The sequence below is a fragment of the Allomuricauda sp. XS_ASV26 genome (genome assembly GCF_041224615.1).
Classification (GTDB): domain Bacteria; phylum Bacteroidota; class Bacteroidia; order Flavobacteriales; family Flavobacteriaceae; genus Flagellimonas; species Flagellimonas alginolytica.
In genome coordinates, this window is sequence record NZ_JBGFGK010000028.1 from 218,378 (window position 1) to 240,569 (window position 22,192).

The window sequence follows — 22,192 nt, forward strand, 5'->3', positions numbered from 1 at the left end:
TGTAATTTTAAGTTTGGCGACCTTGAAAATAAAAATGAAAAAACGGCATCAGCAGAAATTGATCCTTGTTTCCATAGTATTGTTCTTTTTATGGAATGTTCCCTTTGTTACCCTATTTGACAGCGATGGGCATTTTTTTGGTTTCCCCATATTTTATGTTTTTATTTTCTTGAGCTGGTTGATCGCGATCGTTTTGGCCTATATCATTTTAAAACGGTTCTATGAGTAATTATGCAGTAGGATTGGTTATTGTACTGTATTTGGCCATGCTTTTTGTTCTAGCGTATTTTGCCGAAAAGAACAAACGAAGCAAATGGACGAACAACCCGTATGTGTACACCCTTTCCTTGGCCGTGTATTGTACAGCTTGGACCTATTACGGAAGTGTAGGGATAGCATCGAGCTCCGGGATTAGTTTTTTGGCCATTTATTTGGGACCGGTAATCGCACTACCACTTTGGATCGTTTTAATGAGAAAGGTGATCCGTATATCCAAGCAGCACAAAATTTCCAGTATTGCCGATTTTATTTCCATGCGGTATGGTAACAACAGACAATTGGGAGCTTTGGTTACCTTAACGTGCTTGTTCGCTATAATTCCATACATATCCTTACAACTTAAAGCCGTATCCGAGACCTTTTCACTCATTTCCGCAAAGGGGAGTTACCGATCCACAGGTTTTTTTGATGATTCTACTTTTTACATCGCGTTGCTTATAGCGGTTTTTGTAGCCTTCTACGGAACACTATCAACAGATACTTCGGAACATAGAAAAGGGATTGTGGCAACAGTGGCCTTGGAATCCATTTTAAAGTTGTGTTTTTTCTTGGTGATCGGTATTTACATCACATTCTACCTTTTTGATGGCACTGCGGATATCTACCATAAAGCAAGTTTACGAGATAATTTTGATCAGCTGATCTCTTTTGGCGGTTTGGAAAATGGGTTTAATTGGCTTTTTACGATTTGTCTCTCTTTTTTCGCCATTTTTTTATTGCCCCGACAGTTCCATGTATCCGTAGTGGAAAATGATAACGAGAGTCACCTGCGTAAGGCCATTTGGTTGTTTCCTTTGTATTTGCTGTTGTTCAATGTATTTGTGATCTTTATTGCCTGGGCAGGAAACTTAAATTTGTCACAATCGGTAAACCACGATTATTATTCACTTTTATTGCCATTGCAGCACAATAATTATGGATTGGCCTTAATGGTTTTTGTTGGGGGATTCACTACCGTAATTTCAATGATTGTGGTATCGACCCTGGCGTTGTCCACAATGGTGAGCAACAATATTGTGATCCCTTATGGGTTTATAAAAACCTTGGTGGAAGGTAATCCGGAAGAAAACACCAAGCGTATCAAAAATATAAGAAGGGTCGCTATTTTCCTTTTGATCATTATAGCTTATTACTTCTACATCCAATTTTCGGCCCAATTATCCTTGTACTCCATCGGACTCATTTCTTTTTTGATCATTGCTCAGTTGGCACCGTCGTTCTTTCTAGGGTTGACCTGGAGACGAGGGACTGCGCGTGGTGTCGAAGCAGGGATATTAATAGGTTTGGTTGTTGTTTTTTACACCTTGTTCCTGCCAGTTATCAGTAAAGCAACAATGCCGGAACTTGATTTTACTGAAGAAGGCTTTTTTGGTTTTGCATGGCTCAGGCCCGTACATTTGTTAGGATTGGATTATTTAACCCCGGAAAGCAATGCCTTTTTCTGGAGCATGTCTCTCAACACTCTGGTGTTTGTTGGACTATCCCTAAGAACAAAAGGAAATTATAGGGAGAGGAACTATGCTGAAATGTTTGTGAACCACGAGAATTATGGCAACCTTCAAGAAGGGGGGTTTATATGGAAAGGAGAAGCCTACGTTGCCGATATAAAGCGATTGTTGAGCCGATTTTTGGGGGAGCAGCGTACCAACAGGGCTTTGCGGTTGTTCAATAGAAAATATAATATATCAGAAGCAGAGGAACGGGCAGATGCAAGATTGATCAATTTTTCTGAAAAACTACTAACGGGAAGTATTGGGAGTGCTTCGGCCAAAATTTTATTGGCCTCGGTATCCAAGGAAACACCTATAAGTTTGGTAGAAGTGCTCAATATTCTGGAAGAGAGTAAAGAGACAAAGGCCAGTAATAAACTGCTCAGGGAAAAATCTGCTGAACTGGCCGCAATGACGCAGCAATTAAAAACGGCCAATGAAGAACTGCGTATACAGGATAAACTTAAAGATGAGTTTTTGGATACGGTTGCACATGAGCTCAAAACACCCATAACCTCCATAAAAGCTGCATCGGAAGTATTGGAGGACGAGAATATGCCTCCCGAATTAAGAAATAGGTTCCTAGAGAATATAAATAGGGACACGGATAGGTTGAGCACTTTAATACACAATATCCTAGATCTGGAAAAATTGTCCGGTAATCGAACAGAGTTGGACATTCGGGAACACAATATGTCCAAAACTATAGGAAAGGCCATCAAGGGGGTGGAACAGATCGCATCCAAAAAAGAAACAGAGATCAAATTTTCGAGCAAGGAAAAAATCCTTGCATTTTATGATGAAGACCGAATTTTACAGGTATTGACAAATTTGCTGTCGAATTCCCTTAAATTTACAGAACCCCGTAACGGAAAAATTAAAATTCTGTTGGAAGGTCTGGAAAACGAGGTGTTGGTCGCCATTGAGGACAATGGAAGAGGAATCCCAGATGAGGACAAAGATTACATTTTCGAAAAATTTTATCAATCAAAAAACCAGAACATAAAAAAACCAAAGGGCAGTGGACTTGGTCTTGCCATTTGTAAAAAAATAGTGGAAAGTCATAACGGGACCATTGTGGTGGATAAGAATTTTAAGTCAGGTACTCGAATGATCTTTTCAATACCCAAAAAATAATGGAGCAGAAGAAAATACTGATCGTAGATGATGAACCCAATATCGTAATGTCGTTGGAATATGCCTTTAAAAAGAAAGATTTTGAGGTGTTTATTGCAAGAGACGGTACAGAGGCATTGGAAATAGCCATCAAAGAGGAACCAGACCTTATTTTATTGGATATAATGATGCCGGAAATGGACGGGTTTGAAACGCTGAAACGAGTAAGAAACAATCAGGACCTCAACCATACCAAAGTGGTATTCCTGTCAGCAAAAAGTAAGGAAAAAGATATAGAAAAAGGATTAAAAATGGGCGCCGACGGTTACATGACCAAGCCCTTTTCCATAAAAAAAGTAATCACCGATATCGAAGGGTTATTGAGGTAGACATGCTTTTAAAATAGCGAGAAGAAAAATAAATTACATATAAACTAAACAAATTTATAGATGAGTAATTATCATATCAAACATTTGGAAGAGTACTTTCAAGTGTACCGGAAATCCGTAAGAAACCCGGAAGGTTTCTGGGAGGAAGTAGCAGAGGAACACTTTCATTGGCGAAAAAAATGGGATACTGTTTTGGAATGGGATTTCTCCAAGCCGGAGATAAGCTGGTTCAAAGGAGCCAAACTTAACATTACGGAAAACTGTATCGACCGTCACTTAAGAATCCGGGGCGACAAGACAGCAATTCTATTTGAACCGAACGACCCGAGCGAAGAAGCGGAACATATTACGTATAACCAACTGCATGAACGTGTTTGTAAATATGCCAATGTATTAAAGGATCAAGGTGTAAAAAAAGGGGATAGGGTCGTAGTTTACTTACCTATGATTCCCGATTTGGCCATTGCAATTTTGGCCTGCGCTCGGATTGGAGCCATACATTCGGTGGTTTTTGCCGGATTTTCTTCTACTGCACTCTCTACTAGGATTAACGATTGTGGCGCTAAGATGGTGCTCACTTCTGACGGATCGTACCGAGGAAAAAAAATAATCGACTTAAAAGCTATTGTAGATGAAGCCTTGGAGAGTTGCCCGGATGTAAAGACCGTTCTAGTGACCAAGCGCACAGGAGGAGAGGTGACTATGAAGGAAGGTCGCGATATATGGGTGCAACCATTGCTGGATAAGGCCTATTTGGACTGTGTTCCGGAAATTATGGATGCAGAAGACCCCCTGTTTATTCTTTACACCTCAGGTTCTACAGGCCGTCCAAAGGGAATGGTGCATACCACCGGAGGATATATGGTATACACCGCATATTCGTTTAAAAATGTATTCCAATATCGTGAGGAGGATGTGTATTGGTGTACCGCGGATATTGGTTGGATCACAGGGCACTCCTATATTGTTTATGGACCGCTGGCCAATGGGGCCACCACAGTTATGTTCGAGGGAGTTCCTTCCTATCCCGATTTTGGCAGATTTTGGGAAGTGGTTCAAAAACACAAGGTAACCCAGTTTTATACTGCACCAACGGCGATCCGGGCCTTGGCAAAGCAGAATTTAGATTTTGTGACCGATTACGATTTGTCCAGTTTAAAAGTCTTGGGAACCGTTGGGGAGCCGATCAATGAGGAGGCTTGGCACTGGTACAACGATCATGTAGGTGATAAAAAATGTCCTATCGTAGATACTTGGTGGCAAACCGAGACCGGAGGAATTCTAATTTCTCCAATTCCATTTTCCACTCCTACAAAACCAACCTATGCAACATTGCCCTTGCCGGGCATTCAACCAGCGCTAATGGATGAGACAGGAGAAGAAATCAAAGGGAATCAGGTAGATGGTCGTTTATGCATCAAGTTTCCATGGCCATCCATAGCAAGGACCATTTGGGGCAATCATCAACGGTATAAGGACACCTATTTTTCTGCCTTCGAAGGCAAATATTTTACCGGAGATGGAGCTTTAAGAGATGAAGTGGGCTATTATAGGATTACGGGAAGGGTAGATGATGTGATCATTGTTTCCGGGCACAATCTAGGAACAGCGCCCATTGAAGATGCCATTAACGAACATCCAGCCGTTGCAGAATCTGCCATTGTTGGATTCCCACACGATATAAAAGGAAATGCGTTGTACGGTTATATTATTTTGAAGGAAACAGGAGAAGACCGTAACCGGGATAACCTAAAAAAGGAAATCAATGAATTGATCACCGATCACATTGGACCAATTGCCAAATTGGACAAGATTCAATTTACAGAAGGATTGCCCAAAACGCGAAGCGGTAAGATCATGAGGCGTATTCTAAGAAAAATTGCATCCAAAGACACGGCAAACCTTGGAGATACATCCACTTTATTGAATCCGGAAGTAGTGGAGAGCATTATCAAGGAAAGTCTTTAAAACAACAAATTCAAATAAAAAAAATGGCCTCCTTATCTCAGGAGGTCTTTTAGTTTATTGGGCTTTAATTTTTCAATAACCCTTAATAGGGCTATGGCAGTTATGTAGGCGTCGCCCAGGGCGGTGTGCCTATCTTTTCGGGAAATACTGAATTTTTTGGCCAAATCGTCCAAAGAGTATCGTTCCTTTTTTTCCACTACGGAAGAAATCAACACAGTTCTGGAGTATAGTGATTCGGTATCCAGTGTCTTATTTTTTAATTTAGGGAGTCCGTTCCTTTTAAGAGCGGCATTCATCATACGTACATCGAACATAACATGGTGCCCCACCAGAACATGGTTTCCAATATATTTTAAAAATAATTTCAGCGCATCCAATTCGGAAATGCAGTTGTACTTGGTTTTTTTAAGGATGCCATGTATCTCGGCGCTCTGCTTATCGTAATGCTCTTGTTTTAAATACAGCTCAAGGCTATCTTTTACCACAATATTATTGTCCTTTAGTTTTAAGGCGCCAATGCACAACATCCGATCTTTGGTAAGATTAAAGCCGGTGGTTTCCGTATCAAATACAACAAACGTGTTGTCTTTGACATCCGTGGGTAGCTTTTGATTGAAATTTGCATCGTAATCCCACCAAAAATCGGGAAGTTCCAATTCTTTTTTTTTGAAGAAAGACCACATTAGCGCAAGAGGTTTTTGACCTGGAACCTGACCTCGATCAAAGATTGTATTTCCTTGATGGTCTTAAAGGTTCTCTTTAATTTTATTTTTTCCTCTTTGTTCAATTTATCCAGTGCAATATATCTGCCGGAATCATTATGGAGCAGGCCCTGTCTGGTTCTAAATTTGAGCAAGGCTTTACTAGCGTATGAGCACGCCAGGTATAATTCCTTGTTATTGGGTTCCAGTTCGGCAAGTTTTTCGTACCTACCTGCTGTATTGTTTATGGATTTGATGGAATGTGACAGGATAAGTACCCTTGCTGCATCGATTATCGGCATTAGCGCACGGAGCTTTAAATCAAAAAAGTCTTTGTGCTCACCATCTTGTTCCACCAAAAAATCCCTAAAAAACCCTGAAGGTGACGGATTCTGAAGAGCCCCACTGGCCAAATGTGTAAAAAATTGTGGGTATCGGTTGGCATGGCCAAATATACTGTGGGACAATTCGTCCGCCAGTAACTTTTCTCCAAAGACCACGCTATAATCAAAGAAAATGGAAGAGAGCAATATCTCATCCGGTCCGGGGTTATGGATCCAATGGGCGGTTATCTTTTTCCATTCGCTCAAACTCTGGCACCAAGATGGGTTGGAGGCCATCATGTTTGCAGGACAATATTCAAAACCAATGGTGTTCAGACTTTTGGAAATACGCTCGCCCAATTTTAGAAAATAACTTCTGGTTTCCTCGAGCTTTTCATCCGCAACATCTTCAAAAATAATGGCATTGTCCTGATCGGTATTTAGTAATTGTTCCCCGCGTCCTTGACTCCCCATACTGAGCCAAGTAAATTTAACGGGGGGCTCGCGCTCCATTTTTGCTAAAGCCAATTGTATAACCTGCTTGGTTGAGGCATCGTTTAATTCAGAAATTATTTTCGACACCAGTCCCAAAGGGATGTTTTGTTCCAAGTATCCTTGCAAAAGGTTCATGGTGCCGTGCCGGATACTTCGTAATCTTTTAGCTGTGGCAGCTCTTTTTATGGCACGTAGAAGCACTGCTGGATTGTTTCCGACAGCGACCATAATATCGTGTTTGGAAAGAATCCCGACAGCGGGAGTCTCGGTTGTACCGTCTTCTGTGAGAACCAAATGACTGATGTTACTTTTCATCATGGCCATTTGAGATTGGGCCAAAGTAAGCTCTTTTGGATAGGTGATGATTGGTGAAGACATAATGGTCCTGGCCGATTCGGTTATTGGATATTGTCCGGTAGCCACTTTTTTTCTGAGGTCCTTGTCCGTTATTATTCCCACGGGCAATTGCTCTTTCTCCACTAAAATAGAGCTCACATTGTGCTTGGTCATTATATCTGCAATTTCCTTTATACTTGCGTTTTCCGCACAGGTGATGAGGTCCTTGGAGTATTTTATAGGTTGTAGGTCCAATATTTTATTGGTAGAATAGCGCTCGGCATCTTCATTTATTCCATAAAGTTTGCCCCGATGTTTTATCGAATAGGGATTTCCGGTATTGGACGCAAAGCTTTCGATCAAAAAATTGCCAATACGTTTATTTTCGAGGGCCAAGGGTTTAAATTCCTTGATAGGAATGGCATAAAGAATTGTTTCTTCGTAAGCTTTTGCTTCCAATTTATATTTTTCCTGTGCCAAAAGGGGGCGTAAACCAAAAACGTCGCCTTCGTCGCATATATCCAAGATTTGACTTGATCCTACTTTGGACAGCGATACGGCTCCTTTGTTTACCACATAAAAATGATCATGGGGATTTTCGTTCTGGGAAAAAACTATGGTATTGGTCTCTTTATGGATAATGACCACCTCAATGGACAATTTTTCCAATTGTTCGGACTCCATTGCATTGAAAGGCGGGTAATTTTTTAAAAAGTCGGCAATACGTTCGGATATTGTATTCTTCATGCTAACCTATATGTAAATGTAAATCCTAGAAAAGTCCATCAAAATATGAGCATTGGGTTGTCACAAACAACCAATGGCAACGTTATTCCCCTTTACTGGCCTTATTATAGGCCCTGATCATGAGAATGGCCCATACGGCCACGAGCACAATAACAACAACAGAAAACCATAAAACGATATTATTTGCCGTCATTGTCCACAAGTTTTAGGTAAATCATAACACCCAAGAGGGTAGGGGCCCACAGTCCCACAAAGAGACCATGTTCGGTGTGTCCATTAAGAAAAAGGTATTCCGCCACTAAGATGATCATTGCGCATAGAGTCAGCATCAATAGATTAGCGGTTCCCAGTTTTTTAAAATAATTCATTATTTGGTTGGTTTTTGGACTTTTAAGTTAGTGAAAAAAGAATACCAAGAAAATAAAATTGTTCTACTTTTAAGGAGAGGGGCGGTTTATGGCTACGCAGTTACCCAATTCGAGTTCCATTGGCCACTTTTCTTTCCGGTTGGATCAATGTAACTTCTTTTTCATCGCCGACGCAGCCCATCACCAAACATTCGCTCATTATCGTGGCTATTTGTTTTGGAGGAAAATTGAGAACTGCGATCACTTGTTTGCCGACCAATTCTTCCGGTGTATATAGTTTTGTAATTTGGGCCGATGTTTTTCTTGTGCCAAAGGGTCCAAAATCCACGATCATTTTATAGGCAGGGTTCCTTACTTCTTTAAATTTTTCTGCAGAGATAATGGTTCCTACCCTCATTTCCACTTTCATGAATTCGCTCCAATTTAATTTTTCTTGTTCCGACTGTTCCATTCTATAAATTAATTGAACACCAAAGGTAGGGATAAGCATAGGTTTTAGCCAGCCTTGCCTAATGGTTAAGGATTATTTGTGATGCACCAGGAATTATGGATTACAAAATCCAGAGGGGTGAGGTCAGTCGAAACAAAATGATTTTTATAAATGGATGAATGGGTTAAACTTGATATGGTCAGATTCAACTTGTTTACAGGGTGTACTGTTGGTTGCAAATGCCATTTTTTAGTTAAATCCAAAAATATTATGGAGCAATACGCGTAATGTTTTATTGACTTTCATCTGTTTTGGCCTTTAAAATTGAAATCCAGATTCCTATGGCCAACGAAATACCGATGAACAGTAATGAAAACCATTCTGGTATTTCCACCCAACTGGCTGTAATGAGCTTAAGGGAAACAAAGATCAATATGGAAAAAACACTATACTTTAAATACTTGAACTTCTCCAACATGTTCGCCAAGAAAAAATAGAGCGAACGCAGTCCCATAATGGCAAATATATTGGAACTGAAAACAATAAACGGGTCGGTAGTGAGGGCAAAGATTGCCGGAATACTGTCAAGAGCAAATAAAATATCGGTAAATTCTATAGTGATCAGGGCTCCAAACATTGCAGTAAAAACGCGTTTTCCGTTTATTTCGGTCCTAAAATGGCCATTGTCCAATTTGTTCGATATATTAAAAAACTTGGCGATTCCTTTGTTCTGTTCATAGTCCTTAGGTTGTTCTTCTTTTTTTAGCATGTTAAAAGCGGTGTATAAGAGGAACAGACCAAAAAAAATGGTGATTTGGTGAATTTTGTGAATTAGAATGAGACCTACACCAATAAGAATTGCCCTAAACACTATGGCTCCGATTATACCGAGAAACAGTAATTTATGTTGGTACTGTTTTGGGATTTTGTACCCAACAAAAATTATCGCTATAACGAACAGGTTGTCCACGCTTAACGATAGTTCGATAATGTAGCCTGTGAGATATTTTATTACACTATTGCCAGGAGAGAGGTTGCTTGGGTTGTCCACCATCCCATTTTTGTAAAACCAATAGACAATTCCGCTAAAAACCAAGGCATTTACAACAAAAAAGAGGGTTTCAAATACAGCTTGTTTGGGGTTGGTCACCTTATCCTTTTTGTGTAGGATAAAGAAATCGATAAACAAGAGTACGCCTACATGGGCTATCAAAACAATCCAAGGCAAGGTATTTCCCATGGTTTAGTCAGGTTTTTGTTTTGCTATTGTGCATTGTAAATATAAAACTAACGAGATCCCATTGTAGCAATTATTTTAATGACTAGTCTATGTCGATTTAAATGACTGATTTTATAGGGCCTCAATATTTTAGGATTCCACTTTCCGAATTAAATTCTTTACACAGAACTAAATTCTAGGGAATTGGATATAGTATTCAAATTATGAATGACCGAGGTAGAATTTGTTTTATTCTTTGTTTCTAATTTCTTTTTCCAGACTGGAAATCAAACTTTGGTACTCCAACTCCAAACTCTCGCCTTTTAAAATTACTTCGTTCATCTTGTTGAGTAATAGAATATACATGTTCTTAAGTTTTTGGGAGCTGAAGGTTTCGATATAAAGTGCTCTGTCCTTAAGCTTTTCGTCGTTGGTCCGCTTACGGATTTTAGCTAGAATTTCTGGATTTATATTTAAATGTTCAATGAAATTTTTTTCCAGATGCTCTTTGGTAAACTCGGTTATCTCATCTTCACTTTCTTGGTAATCCACAACGCGGTCATAAAGCTTAGAAATTCTATTTTTTAGCGAATCGTTGGTGATGATCTCAATTTTACCAGAGCTGATTATGGAATTATAAATCCCTGTTGATGGATCAAAGGTGTGGTTTTCAACATTAGTGGTGATCAACGAATCCAAATAGGTTAGGTCCCTATCGGAGAGATCGACAAAAATAACCTCCTGAAGGCTTTTGTTCCTTAGTATTTGCGCCTTTAAAATAAGGTCCAGTTCGTTAAGGTTTATTTTGATGGATTCGCGAAGACTTTTTAAGGTATTAAGCTCAGACCTGTGCAATTGTTTGTCTTGGTTCCAATTGTTTATCTGCAACGCGATCAATATTCCCAAGACCACAAGCGTTATTTCTCCAATGGCATAGGCCAGATAGTTTTTGAACTTTCCTTCCGAAAGTAATCTCCTTCTAATTCGTCTAAAAATCTTGATCATAGGTTTTAATTTGTTTTAAAACAGTGTTGACCATAAAATATCAAATTTTAAAAGTATGCGTTTTCATTTAGATACTTGTAAGACCACTTGTACTCCCTTCATTTTTCTGAGCGTTTATCGAAACGTATCCTGTGGTCAAAGTTGCAGAAACATTGCTGATTGTTCCGTATTTATAAAATAATCATTGATATTGAAATAATTAAAAGCTCCCTACTGATCCACCTATAAAAATTATCGAGTTGCCGTTCGAATACGATTTATCAACTCCTCTTTTGTGTCGACATGCAGTACTAAGTTCTTATATTTTCGTCTAATCCCGTATAGTCCGAGCAAGGTGTTTTCTTCTTTTAATCGGATAATTATGTTGTGACTTTCCAACTCTCCCAAAAAAGATAGTTTTCGCGTGTTCTCATCCAATTTTATGTCCTTCGTCCAAGTCTCGATCTGATCAATGTTGGTAAGTTCAATGGTGGTCTCTGACATAATTCCATACCGGAGGTACAGTTTGTCTTTTTCTATTGAAATAGGTCTTTTGGACATGGACTTTAAAAAACCAAAAAGTTGGACTCCTGAATAAATACTCAAAAAACTCAGGATCCAAGCAGCCAAATGATTCCATTTTGCTAGGAGAGTGTGGAGTACCATAGTTTCTATGGCCACAATAAAAATAATTGCAATAAGCAAAGTAATAGTTCCGCTATCTTTATGATAGGAGAATTCATTTTCGTTCAATATCGTTTTTTTCCAACAAATAAAGCCGTAGTAAAAAACAGCTATTTCAGTTACCACTGGCATTACCATTCTTTTCGGCAGTAATTCTCTACAGGTGTTCCTAAGGGCATCGAAAAAATCTATTTTCTTATGCTTATTTTTATTGAAATGTTTTACCGCTTTGGTGACATTAAAAATTATGTAGGATACTAATACGATTTCAATCAATGGGAATACCCAACGTTTAAATAGGTTGAGATAATAGTGATTTTCTGGAGGAAGTATTAATGTACAGATTGTGGTTGTTAAGACCAAAAACGGCACAAATGTAGTTTTGGGAATATTTGTTTTTCTAATAAGTAGGAAATATACAAGTGGAGCGGTAAATACTAGGTCAATTGTAATTCCGATGGACAATCCATTTGGATTTGCATAAAAAAGGGGAGACCTTGAAATGTACACCATTAGTGCAATTATAGAAAATGGTACCCCGAAAATTATTAGGTTTTTCTTTGAATTAATTATTCTGCTCATAGAATCATTATTTCTTTGCCACTTGGTCTAAAAGTAATACAAGTTAAGAGGTTTGGTTGTAATATGTAAGTTAACATTCAACATATATATTGTAACTTTTTAAAAGCCCACCCACAATAAATATAAGGGCAGGCCAAAATGGTAGCTGTCAAGCGGTCGTTACTATTTTTTGTTTGTTTTCCTCTTTTTTATAATTCTATAGTTACTTGCTTTGTTTTTTACATATTCTATTCTGTGTTCAGATAAAAGTTGTGAGATTATTATTTGAGTCTCATCGGTATCAAGTCCAATTTGTTCTCCAAGATCTATTTCGTTCAGTAGACCATTGTTTTTCTTCAACAAGAAATAATATTTGCTTTTACTATCCATAAATATTCTTTTTTTGAGCAGCTATCATCATATGTGGGCTAAAATGTAGTAGATAAGAATCGTTCTGCGTAACGTTTATAAGTTCCAATAAGTTGGTTTTTCTTTTGTTGTTCGTAATATTTGAAAAGAAATCTTTGTCCAGCCAGGCCATACCTTCAACTGCATAGGTATTAAGATATTCCAATTCCTGATCTAGGAACTCTTCTTTTAATTCTGCCGGATTATGATAATATGCTTCAGCTAAGAGCCATGGAAAATTTTCCGGGGGGTTATGTATTCCTGTAGTAAGTTCTTCTTTGCACATTTCGAAAAAGAATTTATTGTGGATAAGACCGTTCAATAGTCCAACTAAAGTAGATGCGGTATAATTAATGGCAAATCCCAGAATGATCCCCTTGTTTTTTACAACTCGTTTAGCCTCTTTAATTGTTAAGACGCGGTCTTCTTTTTTTTGTAGATGATATAGAGGTCCATGTAGAATAATTAGATCGGCATAGTTGTTCTGGAACTTTAGATTGCGAGATTCTCCTTGGTGGACGGAGTATTTGTTTTTTATTTTTCTGGCCCTGTTCTGTGCTAATTTTAAATGTTTTTCCACCGGTTCCACCAAATGGACTTCATGTCCTTTTCTTGCGAGCCATTCAGAATATTTCCCCGTTCCGCCGCCAACATCAATTATTTTTAAAGCAGGTTCTGTGATAAATTGTTCAATTAAACACTTAACTCTTTCAAACTCAAAAACACCCATACCCTTGTTTAATCTGGTTTCTTCGGACGCTTTATTATAAAATAGTTCTATGTTTCTGTTTATAAGTTGCTTGTTGTTCATTCTGTGTATTATGTAACTAGTGTATTTGAAACGTACTGGTACATTCCAAATATGCGGAGCAATCAAATTCGGAAATTGATTGCCATTTTTAGGTTTATAAATAATTGGATGTACTATTGATCACATCAAAATCCAATCGATTTTAATGTGCTGGCTACTCGATAGATCGAGTTGGTCTTTAAAAGACTAGACCTAGGTAGTATGTAGAATTAATAAAACAGGTGGTAAATATAGCTATTCCGATTTATATGACCGTTTATTTGTTTTCTTAAATAGCTGAAAATAAATTTGAAGAAAAGTGTGGTGGGTTTTAAGGTTTTCAAATCATAATAGTGCTCTCTATAATCCAATAAAATAGTCCCAGGTTGCTTTGGAAATATCAGATATTATTTTTTCGTTAGTTTCAAAGTTTTCTTTTGATTCGGATACAAAAACACTAATAGTAAAATACTCCCCATTGGGGAGAAAAACAATACCGATGTTGTTGACTGCTGCGGTAATACCTGTTTCCTTGTGTTTTCCCGACCACCCCGTTTTATGTGCAACAACTGTTCCTTTGGGTAGAAGCCCTTTTATTCGGTTTTTTCCTGTTTTGGTTCCTTTCATAATGTCCCATATAAAGTCATAATTTCCCTTGGAAAGCAAACCATTCTTATTTTGATGGAAAGTTGTCAGTATATTATTGGCCTCCTCTGGTGTTGTCCAATTTAGAAATTGTAGGTCCCAATTATTTTGCATGGTCTCTTCATTAATTCTAACTGCAAAATCCTTGAAACCTAAGTTTGAAAAATAATTTTCTACGACTTGTGGCCCTCCGAGTAATCTCAATAGAACATCACAGCCAACATTGTCGCTTAGGGCTACGGTATACTCTATAATTTCCGCAATGGTCAATGTGCACCCATCGGGATACTTTTCTCGTAATGGACTCCATAAACCAGGCAATAATTCACTTTTCTCAATTACAATCTTTTGATTGAGCGAAAGATTACCCTTATCCACTTCGGATAAAATAGTTAACGCAATAGGAAATTTAAAAACACTTTGCATCGGAAAGTGCCTTTGGCCATTTATTCTTAGCGTATTTTTAGCTTTAGACCCATTAATTGCGACTCCAACAATTGCCTTTTTGTTTTTTGTGATACTGTTGATCTGCTCTTTTAATGATTCAATTTCCTGAGAAATTCCCACTGAAGGAAATGTTAACAGTAGTACTATTATATAAAATGCGTGTTTCATTTTATTCCCTGTTCATTTAAATTTATATGTAGTTTGAAAGAAACAAATGTGTTTTAGCCTAGGTATTCTGAGTTCTATAAATCAATCACTGATATTAAGTAGCCATTCTATTGTTCAAATGATCAAAACCAATATGATTAAAAGTAGATCAATTAAACTAGTGCACAAAGTAAATTTTATAGTTAACTGCTTATCCAAAAACCTACTAAACTACCACAAATTTTGCCTCTAATAATTAACGCTCTACTTGCTTGGTTTTGAGCATGGGATAGTTTTCATTCAATAATTATTGAATTTCTTTTGAGGTTAATTCTAATTTTACACTGCATATAGGGCCGTCCTCCATTTTAAAAGCTTTCCTGTGTCAGTTCATGGTTTATCATTGCTCCGGTTAAGTTTCCGCCATACACCGCCGTAGCAACGGAGCGCATCATGGAACTATTGTCTCCACAGGCAAAAATGCCTTCTTGTGTTGTCTTTTGCATTGCATTAACTTCGATATGTCCTTGATCTGTAAGATTACAGCCCAACATTTTTGGCAGGTGAGAATTTTGTTCAAAAGGAATAGAGGCGTAAGCATATTCAAAGCTTTCCTTACTTCCATCATAAAAAACGATCTTTTCCAGGTGTCCGTTAACGTGTTCAATTTCCAATACCTTTTTATCTATGATCTTAATATTGTGCCGCTCCAACTTTTTGATTTGAGTCTCATCAAAATCGTGCTTACCGCTGGTAAGAACAGTGATTTGATCGGTTAAATTATTTATTAAAGAAGCAAGATGAAACGCTCTGTCCCCATTGGCGATTATGGCAGTTTTTGTGTTTCTTATTTCGTATCCGTGGCAATACGGACAGTGTACAACGGAAATTCCCCAACATTCCGAAAATCCTTTTATTGACGGCATTAGGTCCTTAATTCCGGATGCGAACACCATTTTTTTAGCAGTAAAACTGTCTCCTTTGTGCGTTGTGACTTCAAATCCATTTTTAACCTTCTTACCACTAACTACAAGACCATTATAAAAATGTACACTGTTGTACTTTTTTACCTGATCTTGTGCAATTTCTGAAATCTCATTTGGTGTGGATCCGTCTTGGGTAAGAAAATTATGGGAATGTGGCGTTTGTCGGTTACAAGGATTACCGGCATCAATTACCAAAGTTGTTCTTAGAGAACGTCCCAAGGCCATGGCTGTTGAAAGTCCTGCATAACTGCCGCCTATTATAATTACTTCGAAATCTTTTTTATTCATTGTGTTGTATTTCTGATAGTTGTTTATTTATTGAGGTACAAAACCATTTGTATCAGCTAATTTTTTTGCGAGAATCCAATAATGGATAAAATTAGCTAAAAATTTATTAATGCAATAAAGTCGCATTAATAATATAGATCAACCTAGTACCAAATAGCTATTCCGTATGCTTTGTTTGGGAGTCCTATAAAGAAAAGTTGTAGAGTTTTTATCTGAATTAAAAAAAGGAAATGTAGATGAAGGACATAAAAAAAGCCATCTAACTAAAATACAGTTAAATGGCTTCTCATTTTGTAGCGAGAGGGGGACTTGAACCCCCGGCCTCCGGGTTATGAATCCGACGCTCTAACCAGCTGAGCTACCTCGCCATGGTTTTGCTAAGCGGGTGCAAATATATGTTTAAATTTTCGCTGAATCAAAATTCATTATTAATTTATTATTTGACATTTATTTTTATATCTTCCCAAACTATACAAATGTTGAAAAGGATTTAAAGAACACGACTATGAGTGATAAGGTTAAATTTGAACTGGAATTCGTTATCCAGGCCTCACCACAATTGCTTTACCAATATATTTCCACACCTTCAGGATTATCTGAATGGTACGCAGATAACGTTAATTCCAGAGGAGAGGTGTTTACCTTTATCTGGGATGGATCAGAGGAAAGAGCAAAAATGCTAAAACGTAAAAGCGAAGAGTTTGTAAAGTTGGCCTGGGAAGAAAATGATGACGATTCCTTTTTTGAAATGCGAATTATTGTAGACGAAATCACCAAGGATGTTTCCTTGTTTATAACAGATTTTGCAGACGAAGATGAAGTGGACGAGGCAAAAATGCTCTGGGAAAACCAAGTTTCCGACCTTAAGCAAGTACTGGGATCTACCTAGAACAATTCTTAAGTAAACCGTATATTTGGTCCCGAAAAAAATCGGGACTTTTTTATGGTCAATTCTAATGGAGAAATTTTAGCGGATGATGAGGCAATATTTACCTACAATAATAGGGGATTTAAGTACGGCGATGCCCTTTTTGAAACTGTTCGTTATGTAAATGGGACACTCTTTTTTTGGGAAGACCATTATTTTAGACTGATGGCTTCCATGCGTATTCTTAGAATGGAAATTCCAATGGAATTTACTCTGGAGTATTTAGAAGAACAGATCAAGAAAACCATTACAGCAAATGAGTTGGAAAATGGCGCAGTTCGCATACGGTTATCCGTGTATAGAAACGAGGGGGGGCTGTACACACCAAGTACAAATAACGTATCCTACCTTATAGAAGTTAGTTCCATGAAATCTCCATTTTTCACGATAGACAATGGTACTTACGAGGTGGAGCTGTTCAAGGATTTTTATGTGAACAAGGACATGTTGTCCAACCTAAAGACCACCAATAAGTTATTACATGTTGTTGCAGGGGTTTATGCCCAAGAAAATGGATACGCCAACTGTTTGTTGGTGAATACGGATAAAAAAGTGGTCGAGGCCATTAATGGCAACCTGTTTTTGGTTAAGGGCAATGAGGTTAAAACCCCCCCTTTGAGCGATGGATGCCTGGACGGTATCATCAGAAAAAATTTGATGAAATTGATCGCTGCTTCTGAAGAGTTCGATCTTGTAGAAGCATCCATTTCTCCATTTGAACTTCAAAAAGTGGATGAACTATTCATTACCAATTCAATTATAGGTATTCAGCCAATAAGTAAATACAGGAAAAAGGAGTACAATGGAACAGTTGCCAAAAGTTTGGTGGGCAAACTAAATGCAAAAGCTAGGATAGGCGTTTAATTCAGCGAAGGGTTCTCCGGCGAATTGGACCATAGAAGATAATCGCCGCCCAATTCGACCATTTTTTCTTTCCAAAACGCATTGGAGGATTTTTCCAAAATACTGCTTTCATATTCGTTGGGAAGCACTACCCACGATTTGGAGGACAGCTCTTGATCCAATTGACTTATTCCCCAACCGGAATACCCCAAAAAGAAACGGATATCCTGTTCGGTAATAATACCGTTGTTGATCAATTTAATGGTCTTTTCAAAATTACCGCCCCAAAAAATACCATCGGAAATCTCAACACTGTTTTCAATAAGTTCCGGTACTTTATGGATAAAGTAGAGATTGTCCTGTTCTACGGGGCCTCCATTAAAAACTTGGAACGGAATGGTAATATCGGAAACGAGGTCACAGATGGTATAATCCAAGGGTTTGTTCAATATAAAGCCTACAGAACCTTCATCATTGTGTTCCGCTATAAGCACCACCGATCGGTTAAAAGAAACATCCCCGGTCAGCGAAGGTTCAGCAACGAGCAAATTTCCTTTTTTTGGCTTTTGGGTTACCATCTTCAAGTGTTTCGTTTATTTAAATTTAACATAATATTTAACATATACAAAAAATGGGAATCATATAAACTAAAAAAGCACCCCGATCGGGGTGCTTTTGTATATTAAAAATACAATTGATTAGTTTACTGCACCGCTCAATTCAGCACCTGCTTTGAACTTTACAACGTTCTTAGCGGCAATCTTAATAGTAGCTCCAGTCTGTGGATTTCTACCTTCTCTAGCGCTTCTTTTAGAAACTGACCAAGAACCAAAACCTACCAAGGAAACTCTGTCTCCTTTTTTAAGCGTTCCTTCTACATTTCCCAAGAAAGACTCCAATGCTTTTTTAGCTGCTGCTTTAGTGATGCCAGCATCAGCTGCCATAGCATCGATTAATTCTGTTTTGTTCATAATGGAATTAAATTAATTGTTGTTAATATAATTTTAATGCTGAACAAATTTATATGGATTTGCGTCCCACGCAAGCAAAACCTAGGGAAATAGGGGTTTTTGTTGATAACTTGAAACGTTTGTTGATAAAGTCGGAAAAAAATGACAAATTTTCCTAGCCCAATCATAGCAAGGCCTTAGCGGAGATGAGCCTCTTTTTCCAGATTTAATCCGTTCAAAACCTCGTTGATATGCATTTTTCGCTTACCGGGCAATTGTAGCTCCAAAAGGTTGATATATCCATTTTTCACGGCCACCTTCATGGAGTTTTTCTCCACAAATAATTCTCCAGTTCCATAATCGTGCTCAATCTCTTCCATTTCGGTCCTAAAGATTTTCATAGGCTCCTCTTTTTCCGCATTGACCAATTTGGTCCATGCACCGGGATAAGGACTTAGTCCACGTATATGATTATAAATATCTTCCATGGATGCTTCCCAATTTATCCGGCAGGTGTCCTTATGGATTTTCGGAGCTGGTTTTAATTCCGTGCTTTCGTCCTGTTTTTGTCGAATAACTGTTCCTGCTTCTATTTGCTTACAGGTCTCTACCACTAGATCGGCGCCAATGGTCATTAATCTATCGTGTAAGGAGCCAGCGGTATCATCTTGTGAGATTTTTTCTGTTTTCTGTAGAATGATGCTCCCCGTATCTATTTTTTCATCAATAAAAAATGTGGTGACCCCTGTTTCGGTTTCACCATTGATTATAGCCCAATTAATTGGGGCGGCTCCCCGATATTGGGGCAGGAGAGACGCATGAAGGTTAAAGGTGCCGTATTCCGGCATTTGCCAAACAGCTTTGGGCAACATCCTAAAAGCCACGACCACTTGTAAGTTCGCTTCAAGGCTTTTGAGTTCTTCCAAAAAAGATTCATCCTTTAAATTGGTGGGCTGTAAAACTTTTATTTGTTGCTCGACCGCAAATTGCTTTACGGCCGATTGTTGAACCTTTCGTCCTCGACCTGCAGGTCTATCGGGAGCAGTAATTACACCGACAACATTTAAACCAGCCTCCAATATTTTTTTAAGGCTTTGCACGGCAAAATCCGGGGTGCCCATAAATACAATACGTAGGGGGCTATTTTTTGATGTACTCATTTTTATAGTTTATGGAGATCAGCTCATCTTCAAGCAGTCTTTCCAGTGTTGTTAAAAGTTCCTCCTCATTGGCGCCGGTTTCCTTTTCCAATTGTCGGGAAGTATGGGGCCGAATTTCTAATAGCTCCATGATCTTTTTCTCCAAATAATGCGAGGAGGGCATTACTTTCTCTTGTCTACAAATATCGCAAGTACCGCAGTTTTCGGAAACCTTTTCACCAAAATAATTCAGGAGATATACACTTCGGCATACCTTTATATTGGTAATGTACCCCAACATGGCCTCCATATTTTTTTGTTTAACTTGATTAAAACCCTTGATTTTCTTTGCAAACAAATTAATGGTGTGATCATCTTCGCGGGGTACCAAAAAAGTAATTTCAAGGTCAGATGTGTTGTTTTTGTATTTCACAATCAGGTCGTCGGCAAGCTGTTGAAGTAACTGCTTCAACTGTTTCTCGCTTGTTCCGGTTTTTTGTGACAACAGATACAGATTGATTTTTGTTTCGTAATCCGTAATGCCCCCATACGTTCTTAGTATGGTCTGAATGATGGGGGCCGTTTTCCTGTTTTTGTCCAAATAATCAAATATTTGCGTTTTTGGCGCAACAAATTGTAATGTTGTTTTCTCCTTGAAGTTTTCGGAAAGCGTAAGAACCGAATTTTGATCTAATATTCGAATAGCATTAAAAGTCGTGTTCGGATTAAACCCGTAGCGTTTGCAAAATTCATTGAATGTAAAGGCCAAAGGTTCACTTATAAGTTCACCGTACGATATCTGGAAATAATTGTTGAGTTTGGAATACACCATTTTAACAAATGCCACATCGGGCAAATTGGCCAAAAATTGTTGTTGTGCCTTTTCGGCATCTTCGTTAGAGGAAACAATTATGGCCGTTGATGGTTTACCATCCCTTCCTGCGCGCCCCGCTTCTTGAAAATAGCTCTCCAGGCTATCGGGGATTTGATAATGGACCACTAGGCGAACATCCGGCTTGTCCACTCCCATTCCAAAGGCATTGGTAGCCACCATCGCCCGTACCTTACCGCTTAACCAAAGGTTAAGTTTTTCTTCTTTGTCGGATTTTGGAATGCCTCCATGAAAAAACGAGGCGGAGATACCGTTCCTTATCAAAAAATTGGCAAGAGAGATGGACATTTTTCTTGAGCGTACATAAACAATGGCACTGCCCGGCACCTTGTCCATGTATTTTTTAAGTTGGTAGAGCTTATCTTCGGAATGCTTTACCTTAAATACAATATTAGATCGCGAAAACGAATCCTTAAAGATCTGTACCTGCTCCAATTGTAAATTCTCGACAATATCGCGAACAACTTTTGGAGTCGCCGTTGCCGTAAGTGCGATCATTGGAGCGTTGGGCACCAATTCCTTTAAAATGGAGCAGCCCAAGTAAGAAGGCCTAAAGTCGTTACCCCATTGTGAGATACAGTGGGCCTCATCAATGGCGATAAGGTTAACATTCATCTGTTGGATACGTCCTTGAACCAAGGGTTGTTGCAATCGCTCTGGGGACAGATACAAAAATTTATAATTGCCATAAATGCAGTTATCGAGCAGATTGTTCAGTTCCTCTTTTGAAATCCCACCTGTTAACGCAATAGCTTTAATGTTTCTTTTTTTTAGCTGAGATACTTGATCTTGAATCAACGCGACCAATGGAGAAACAACAATACAAATACCCTCCATGGCAAGCGAGGGCACTTGGTAGCAAACCGACTTTCCGCCTCCGGTGGGCATTAAAGCCAGAACATCTTTGCCTGCTAGGACATTGCCAATAATGTTTTGTTGGGAGCCCCTAAAACCATCGTAGCCCCAAAAGTGTTTTAAAATACTTGCGGTGTCTTTGTGCACTATGGATTTTTAAGTGTTTCCAAAATAAATTCAATCCTATTTGGGACTGCATCTTTTGGCACTTCGATGGGGTCATAGCCAAATTGGGTATAGGTTTTCATCAAGGCAAGATGAATGCGTTCAGCCTCTTCAAAAGTTTCCAATCTTTCGTTGTCGGATACGTAAATTTCTTTCCATGGCGGAACAATAAAAACAGAATCGTATCTGTGGTCCTCACAATGGGAGGTAAAAAACGTGTCGTATTCCTGTTCAAAAAAATCCATATAGGCCAATACATCGGGAATACCACGGTCAAAAAAACTTATGGGAACATTGGTGGTCAAAGATTGTTTATAGTGCCTCGTTCTGCCTTCGAGCAGGTCTTTGTTGAACTGCATGGCATCGTCCACAAACACCAATGGGTTGGAGATATGTTCCTCACACTGTCCTTCCAGTTTAGCTTTGGAGGTCATGTCCCTGATAATTTCATGAAAGCAATGATACCCTTTGCTTTCCAATCCGTTAACAATGGATGTTTTTCCCGTTCCGGGAGCTCCTGTAATTACTACCTTGCTCTTTCCCAAAGACCTTGAATTAAAGGTGCAAAGTAATGAAATAGCCACAAGGAAAAAAAATTGAAGGCTAAGCCATATATTTG

22 protein-coding genes and 1 tRNA gene are annotated in these 22,192 nt (G+C 38.6%); 6 read left to right on the forward strand and 17 right to left on the reverse strand.

The window, feature by feature from the left end:
• The first annotated feature begins 34 nt into the window (after positions 1-34).
• Genes AB9K32_RS04050 through acs form a run of 4 tightly spaced genes read left to right on the forward strand, consistent with a single transcriptional unit; the run spans position 35 to position 5,242 of the window.
• Positions 35-229 carry a hypothetical protein gene (locus tag AB9K32_RS04050; protein ID WP_224837219.1) on the forward strand — a complete coding sequence of 65 codons (195 nt, stop codon included), beginning with the start codon at positions 35-37 and terminating at the stop codon, positions 227-229.
• Complete coding sequence (locus AB9K32_RS04055; RefSeq protein WP_369884434.1) at positions 222-2,906, forward strand: ATP-binding protein; 2,685 nt, start codon at positions 222-224, stop codon at positions 2,904-2,906. The genes AB9K32_RS04050 and AB9K32_RS04055 overlap by 8 nt, the downstream gene beginning before the upstream one ends.
• A complete protein-coding gene (locus AB9K32_RS04060) occupies positions 2,906-3,274 on the forward strand; it encodes a response regulator transcription factor (protein ID WP_252079603.1) in 369 nt (122 codons plus the stop codon). The genes AB9K32_RS04055 and AB9K32_RS04060 overlap by 1 nt, the downstream gene beginning before the upstream one ends.
• Positions 3,275-3,334: 60 nt before the next feature.
• Positions 3,335-5,242 carry an acetate--CoA ligase gene (gene acs, locus AB9K32_RS04065; protein WP_252079604.1) on the forward strand — a complete coding sequence of 636 codons (1,908 nt, stop codon included), beginning with the start codon at positions 3,335-3,337 and terminating at the stop codon, positions 5,240-5,242.
• A 32-nt stretch (positions 5,243-5,274) separates the two neighbouring features.
• Here the strand turns inward: acs and AB9K32_RS04070 are convergent, their stop codons facing one another.
• The 12 genes from AB9K32_RS04070 to AB9K32_RS04125 form a co-directional block, all read right to left on the reverse strand.
• A complete protein-coding gene (locus tag AB9K32_RS04070) occupies positions 5,275-5,925 on the reverse strand; it encodes a PolC-type DNA polymerase III (protein ID WP_224837223.1) in 651 nt (216 codons plus the stop codon).
• Positions 5,925-7,844 carry a DUF294 nucleotidyltransferase-like domain-containing protein gene (locus AB9K32_RS04075; RefSeq protein WP_369884435.1) on the reverse strand — a complete coding sequence of 640 codons (1,920 nt, stop codon included), beginning with the start codon at positions 7,842-7,844 and terminating at the stop codon, positions 5,925-5,927. Before AB9K32_RS04075 ends, AB9K32_RS04070 begins: the two co-directional genes overlap by 1 nt.
• Positions 7,845-8,023: 179 nt before the next feature.
• Positions 8,024-8,212: a hypothetical protein gene (locus AB9K32_RS04080; protein ID WP_224837225.1), complete on the reverse strand. Its 189-nt coding sequence runs from the start codon at positions 8,210-8,212 to the stop codon at positions 8,024-8,026.
• A gap of 100 nt (positions 8,213-8,312) precedes the next feature.
• Positions 8,313-8,663, reverse strand: a complete 351-nt coding sequence (locus AB9K32_RS04085) for a tRNA-binding protein (protein WP_224837226.1) — start codon at positions 8,661-8,663, stop codon at positions 8,313-8,315.
• A gap of 271 nt (positions 8,664-8,934) precedes the next feature.
• Positions 8,935-9,882: a TerC/Alx family metal homeostasis membrane protein gene (locus AB9K32_RS04090; RefSeq protein WP_293295364.1), complete on the reverse strand. Its 948-nt coding sequence runs from the start codon at positions 9,880-9,882 to the stop codon at positions 8,935-8,937.
• A 228-nt stretch (positions 9,883-10,110) separates the two neighbouring features.
• On the reverse strand, positions 10,111-10,866 hold the full coding sequence (locus AB9K32_RS04095) for a DUF6090 family protein (RefSeq protein ID WP_224837228.1): 756 nt from the start codon (positions 10,864-10,866) through the stop codon (positions 10,111-10,113).
• 231 nt (positions 10,867-11,097) lie between these two features.
• Positions 11,098-12,111 (reverse strand): hypothetical protein, encoded by a 1,014-nt coding sequence (locus tag AB9K32_RS04100; protein ID WP_369884436.1) that lies wholly within the window; start codon positions 12,109-12,111, stop codon positions 11,098-11,100.
• Between the two features lie 162 nt (positions 12,112-12,273).
• Positions 12,274-12,480, reverse strand: a complete 207-nt coding sequence (locus AB9K32_RS04105) for a hypothetical protein (protein WP_224837230.1) — start codon at positions 12,478-12,480, stop codon at positions 12,274-12,276.
• Positions 12,473-13,309, reverse strand: a complete 837-nt coding sequence (locus AB9K32_RS04110; RefSeq protein ID WP_369884437.1) for a class I SAM-dependent methyltransferase — start codon at positions 13,307-13,309, stop codon at positions 12,473-12,475. The genes AB9K32_RS04105 and AB9K32_RS04110 overlap by 8 nt, the downstream gene beginning before the upstream one ends.
• A 339-nt stretch (positions 13,310-13,648) precedes the next feature.
• Positions 13,649-14,548, reverse strand: a complete 900-nt coding sequence (bla, locus tag AB9K32_RS04115) for a class A beta-lactamase, subclass A2 (protein WP_224837232.1) — start codon at positions 14,546-14,548, stop codon at positions 13,649-13,651.
• Positions 14,549-14,895: 347 nt separating this feature from the next.
• Positions 14,896-15,801 (reverse strand): NAD(P)/FAD-dependent oxidoreductase, encoded by a 906-nt coding sequence (locus AB9K32_RS04120; RefSeq protein WP_369884438.1) that lies wholly within the window; start codon positions 15,799-15,801, stop codon positions 14,896-14,898.
• A gap of 294 nt (positions 15,802-16,095) precedes the next feature.
• Positions 16,096-16,169, reverse strand: a tRNA-Met gene (locus AB9K32_RS04125).
• Positions 16,170-16,306: 137 nt separating this feature from the next.
• On the opposite strand from AB9K32_RS04125, the gene AB9K32_RS04130 reads away from it, so the two are divergent.
• Complete coding sequence (locus tag AB9K32_RS04130; protein ID WP_224837234.1) at positions 16,307-16,690, forward strand: START-like domain-containing protein; 384 nt, start codon at positions 16,307-16,309, stop codon at positions 16,688-16,690.
• Positions 16,691-16,744: 54 nt separating this feature from the next.
• Positions 16,745-17,593, forward strand: a complete 849-nt coding sequence (locus AB9K32_RS04135) for an aminotransferase class IV (RefSeq protein WP_369884439.1) — start codon at positions 16,745-16,747, stop codon at positions 17,591-17,593.
• Here AB9K32_RS04135 and AB9K32_RS04140 read toward each other — a convergent pair.
• The 5 genes from AB9K32_RS04140 to AB9K32_RS04160 form a co-directional block, all read right to left on the reverse strand.
• Positions 17,590-18,150 (reverse strand): YqgE/AlgH family protein, encoded by a 561-nt coding sequence (locus AB9K32_RS04140; RefSeq protein WP_224837236.1) that lies wholly within the window; start codon positions 18,148-18,150, stop codon positions 17,590-17,592. The two genes, AB9K32_RS04135 and AB9K32_RS04140, sit on opposite strands and share 4 nt — an antisense overlap.
• A gap of 120 nt (positions 18,151-18,270) precedes the next feature.
• The gene (locus AB9K32_RS04145; protein WP_014034238.1) at positions 18,271-18,543 is read right to left on the reverse strand and encodes an HU family DNA-binding protein; all 273 of its coding nucleotides are present in this window, start codon (positions 18,541-18,543) and stop codon (positions 18,271-18,273) included.
• Between the two features lie 176 nt (positions 18,544-18,719).
• Positions 18,720-19,682, reverse strand: coding sequence for a methionyl-tRNA formyltransferase (fmt, locus tag AB9K32_RS04150; protein WP_369884440.1), 963 nt, complete (start codon positions 19,680-19,682; stop codon positions 18,720-18,722).
• A complete protein-coding gene (locus AB9K32_RS04155; protein WP_369884441.1) occupies positions 19,663-21,555 on the reverse strand; it encodes an ATP-dependent DNA helicase RecQ in 1,893 nt (630 codons plus the stop codon). Before AB9K32_RS04155 ends, fmt begins: the two co-directional genes overlap by 20 nt.
• Positions 21,555-22,118, reverse strand: a complete 564-nt coding sequence (locus AB9K32_RS04160) for an AAA family ATPase (RefSeq protein ID WP_224837239.1) — start codon at positions 22,116-22,118, stop codon at positions 21,555-21,557. Before AB9K32_RS04160 ends, AB9K32_RS04155 begins: the two co-directional genes overlap by 1 nt.
• Between the last annotated feature and the right edge of the window lie 74 nt (positions 22,119-22,192).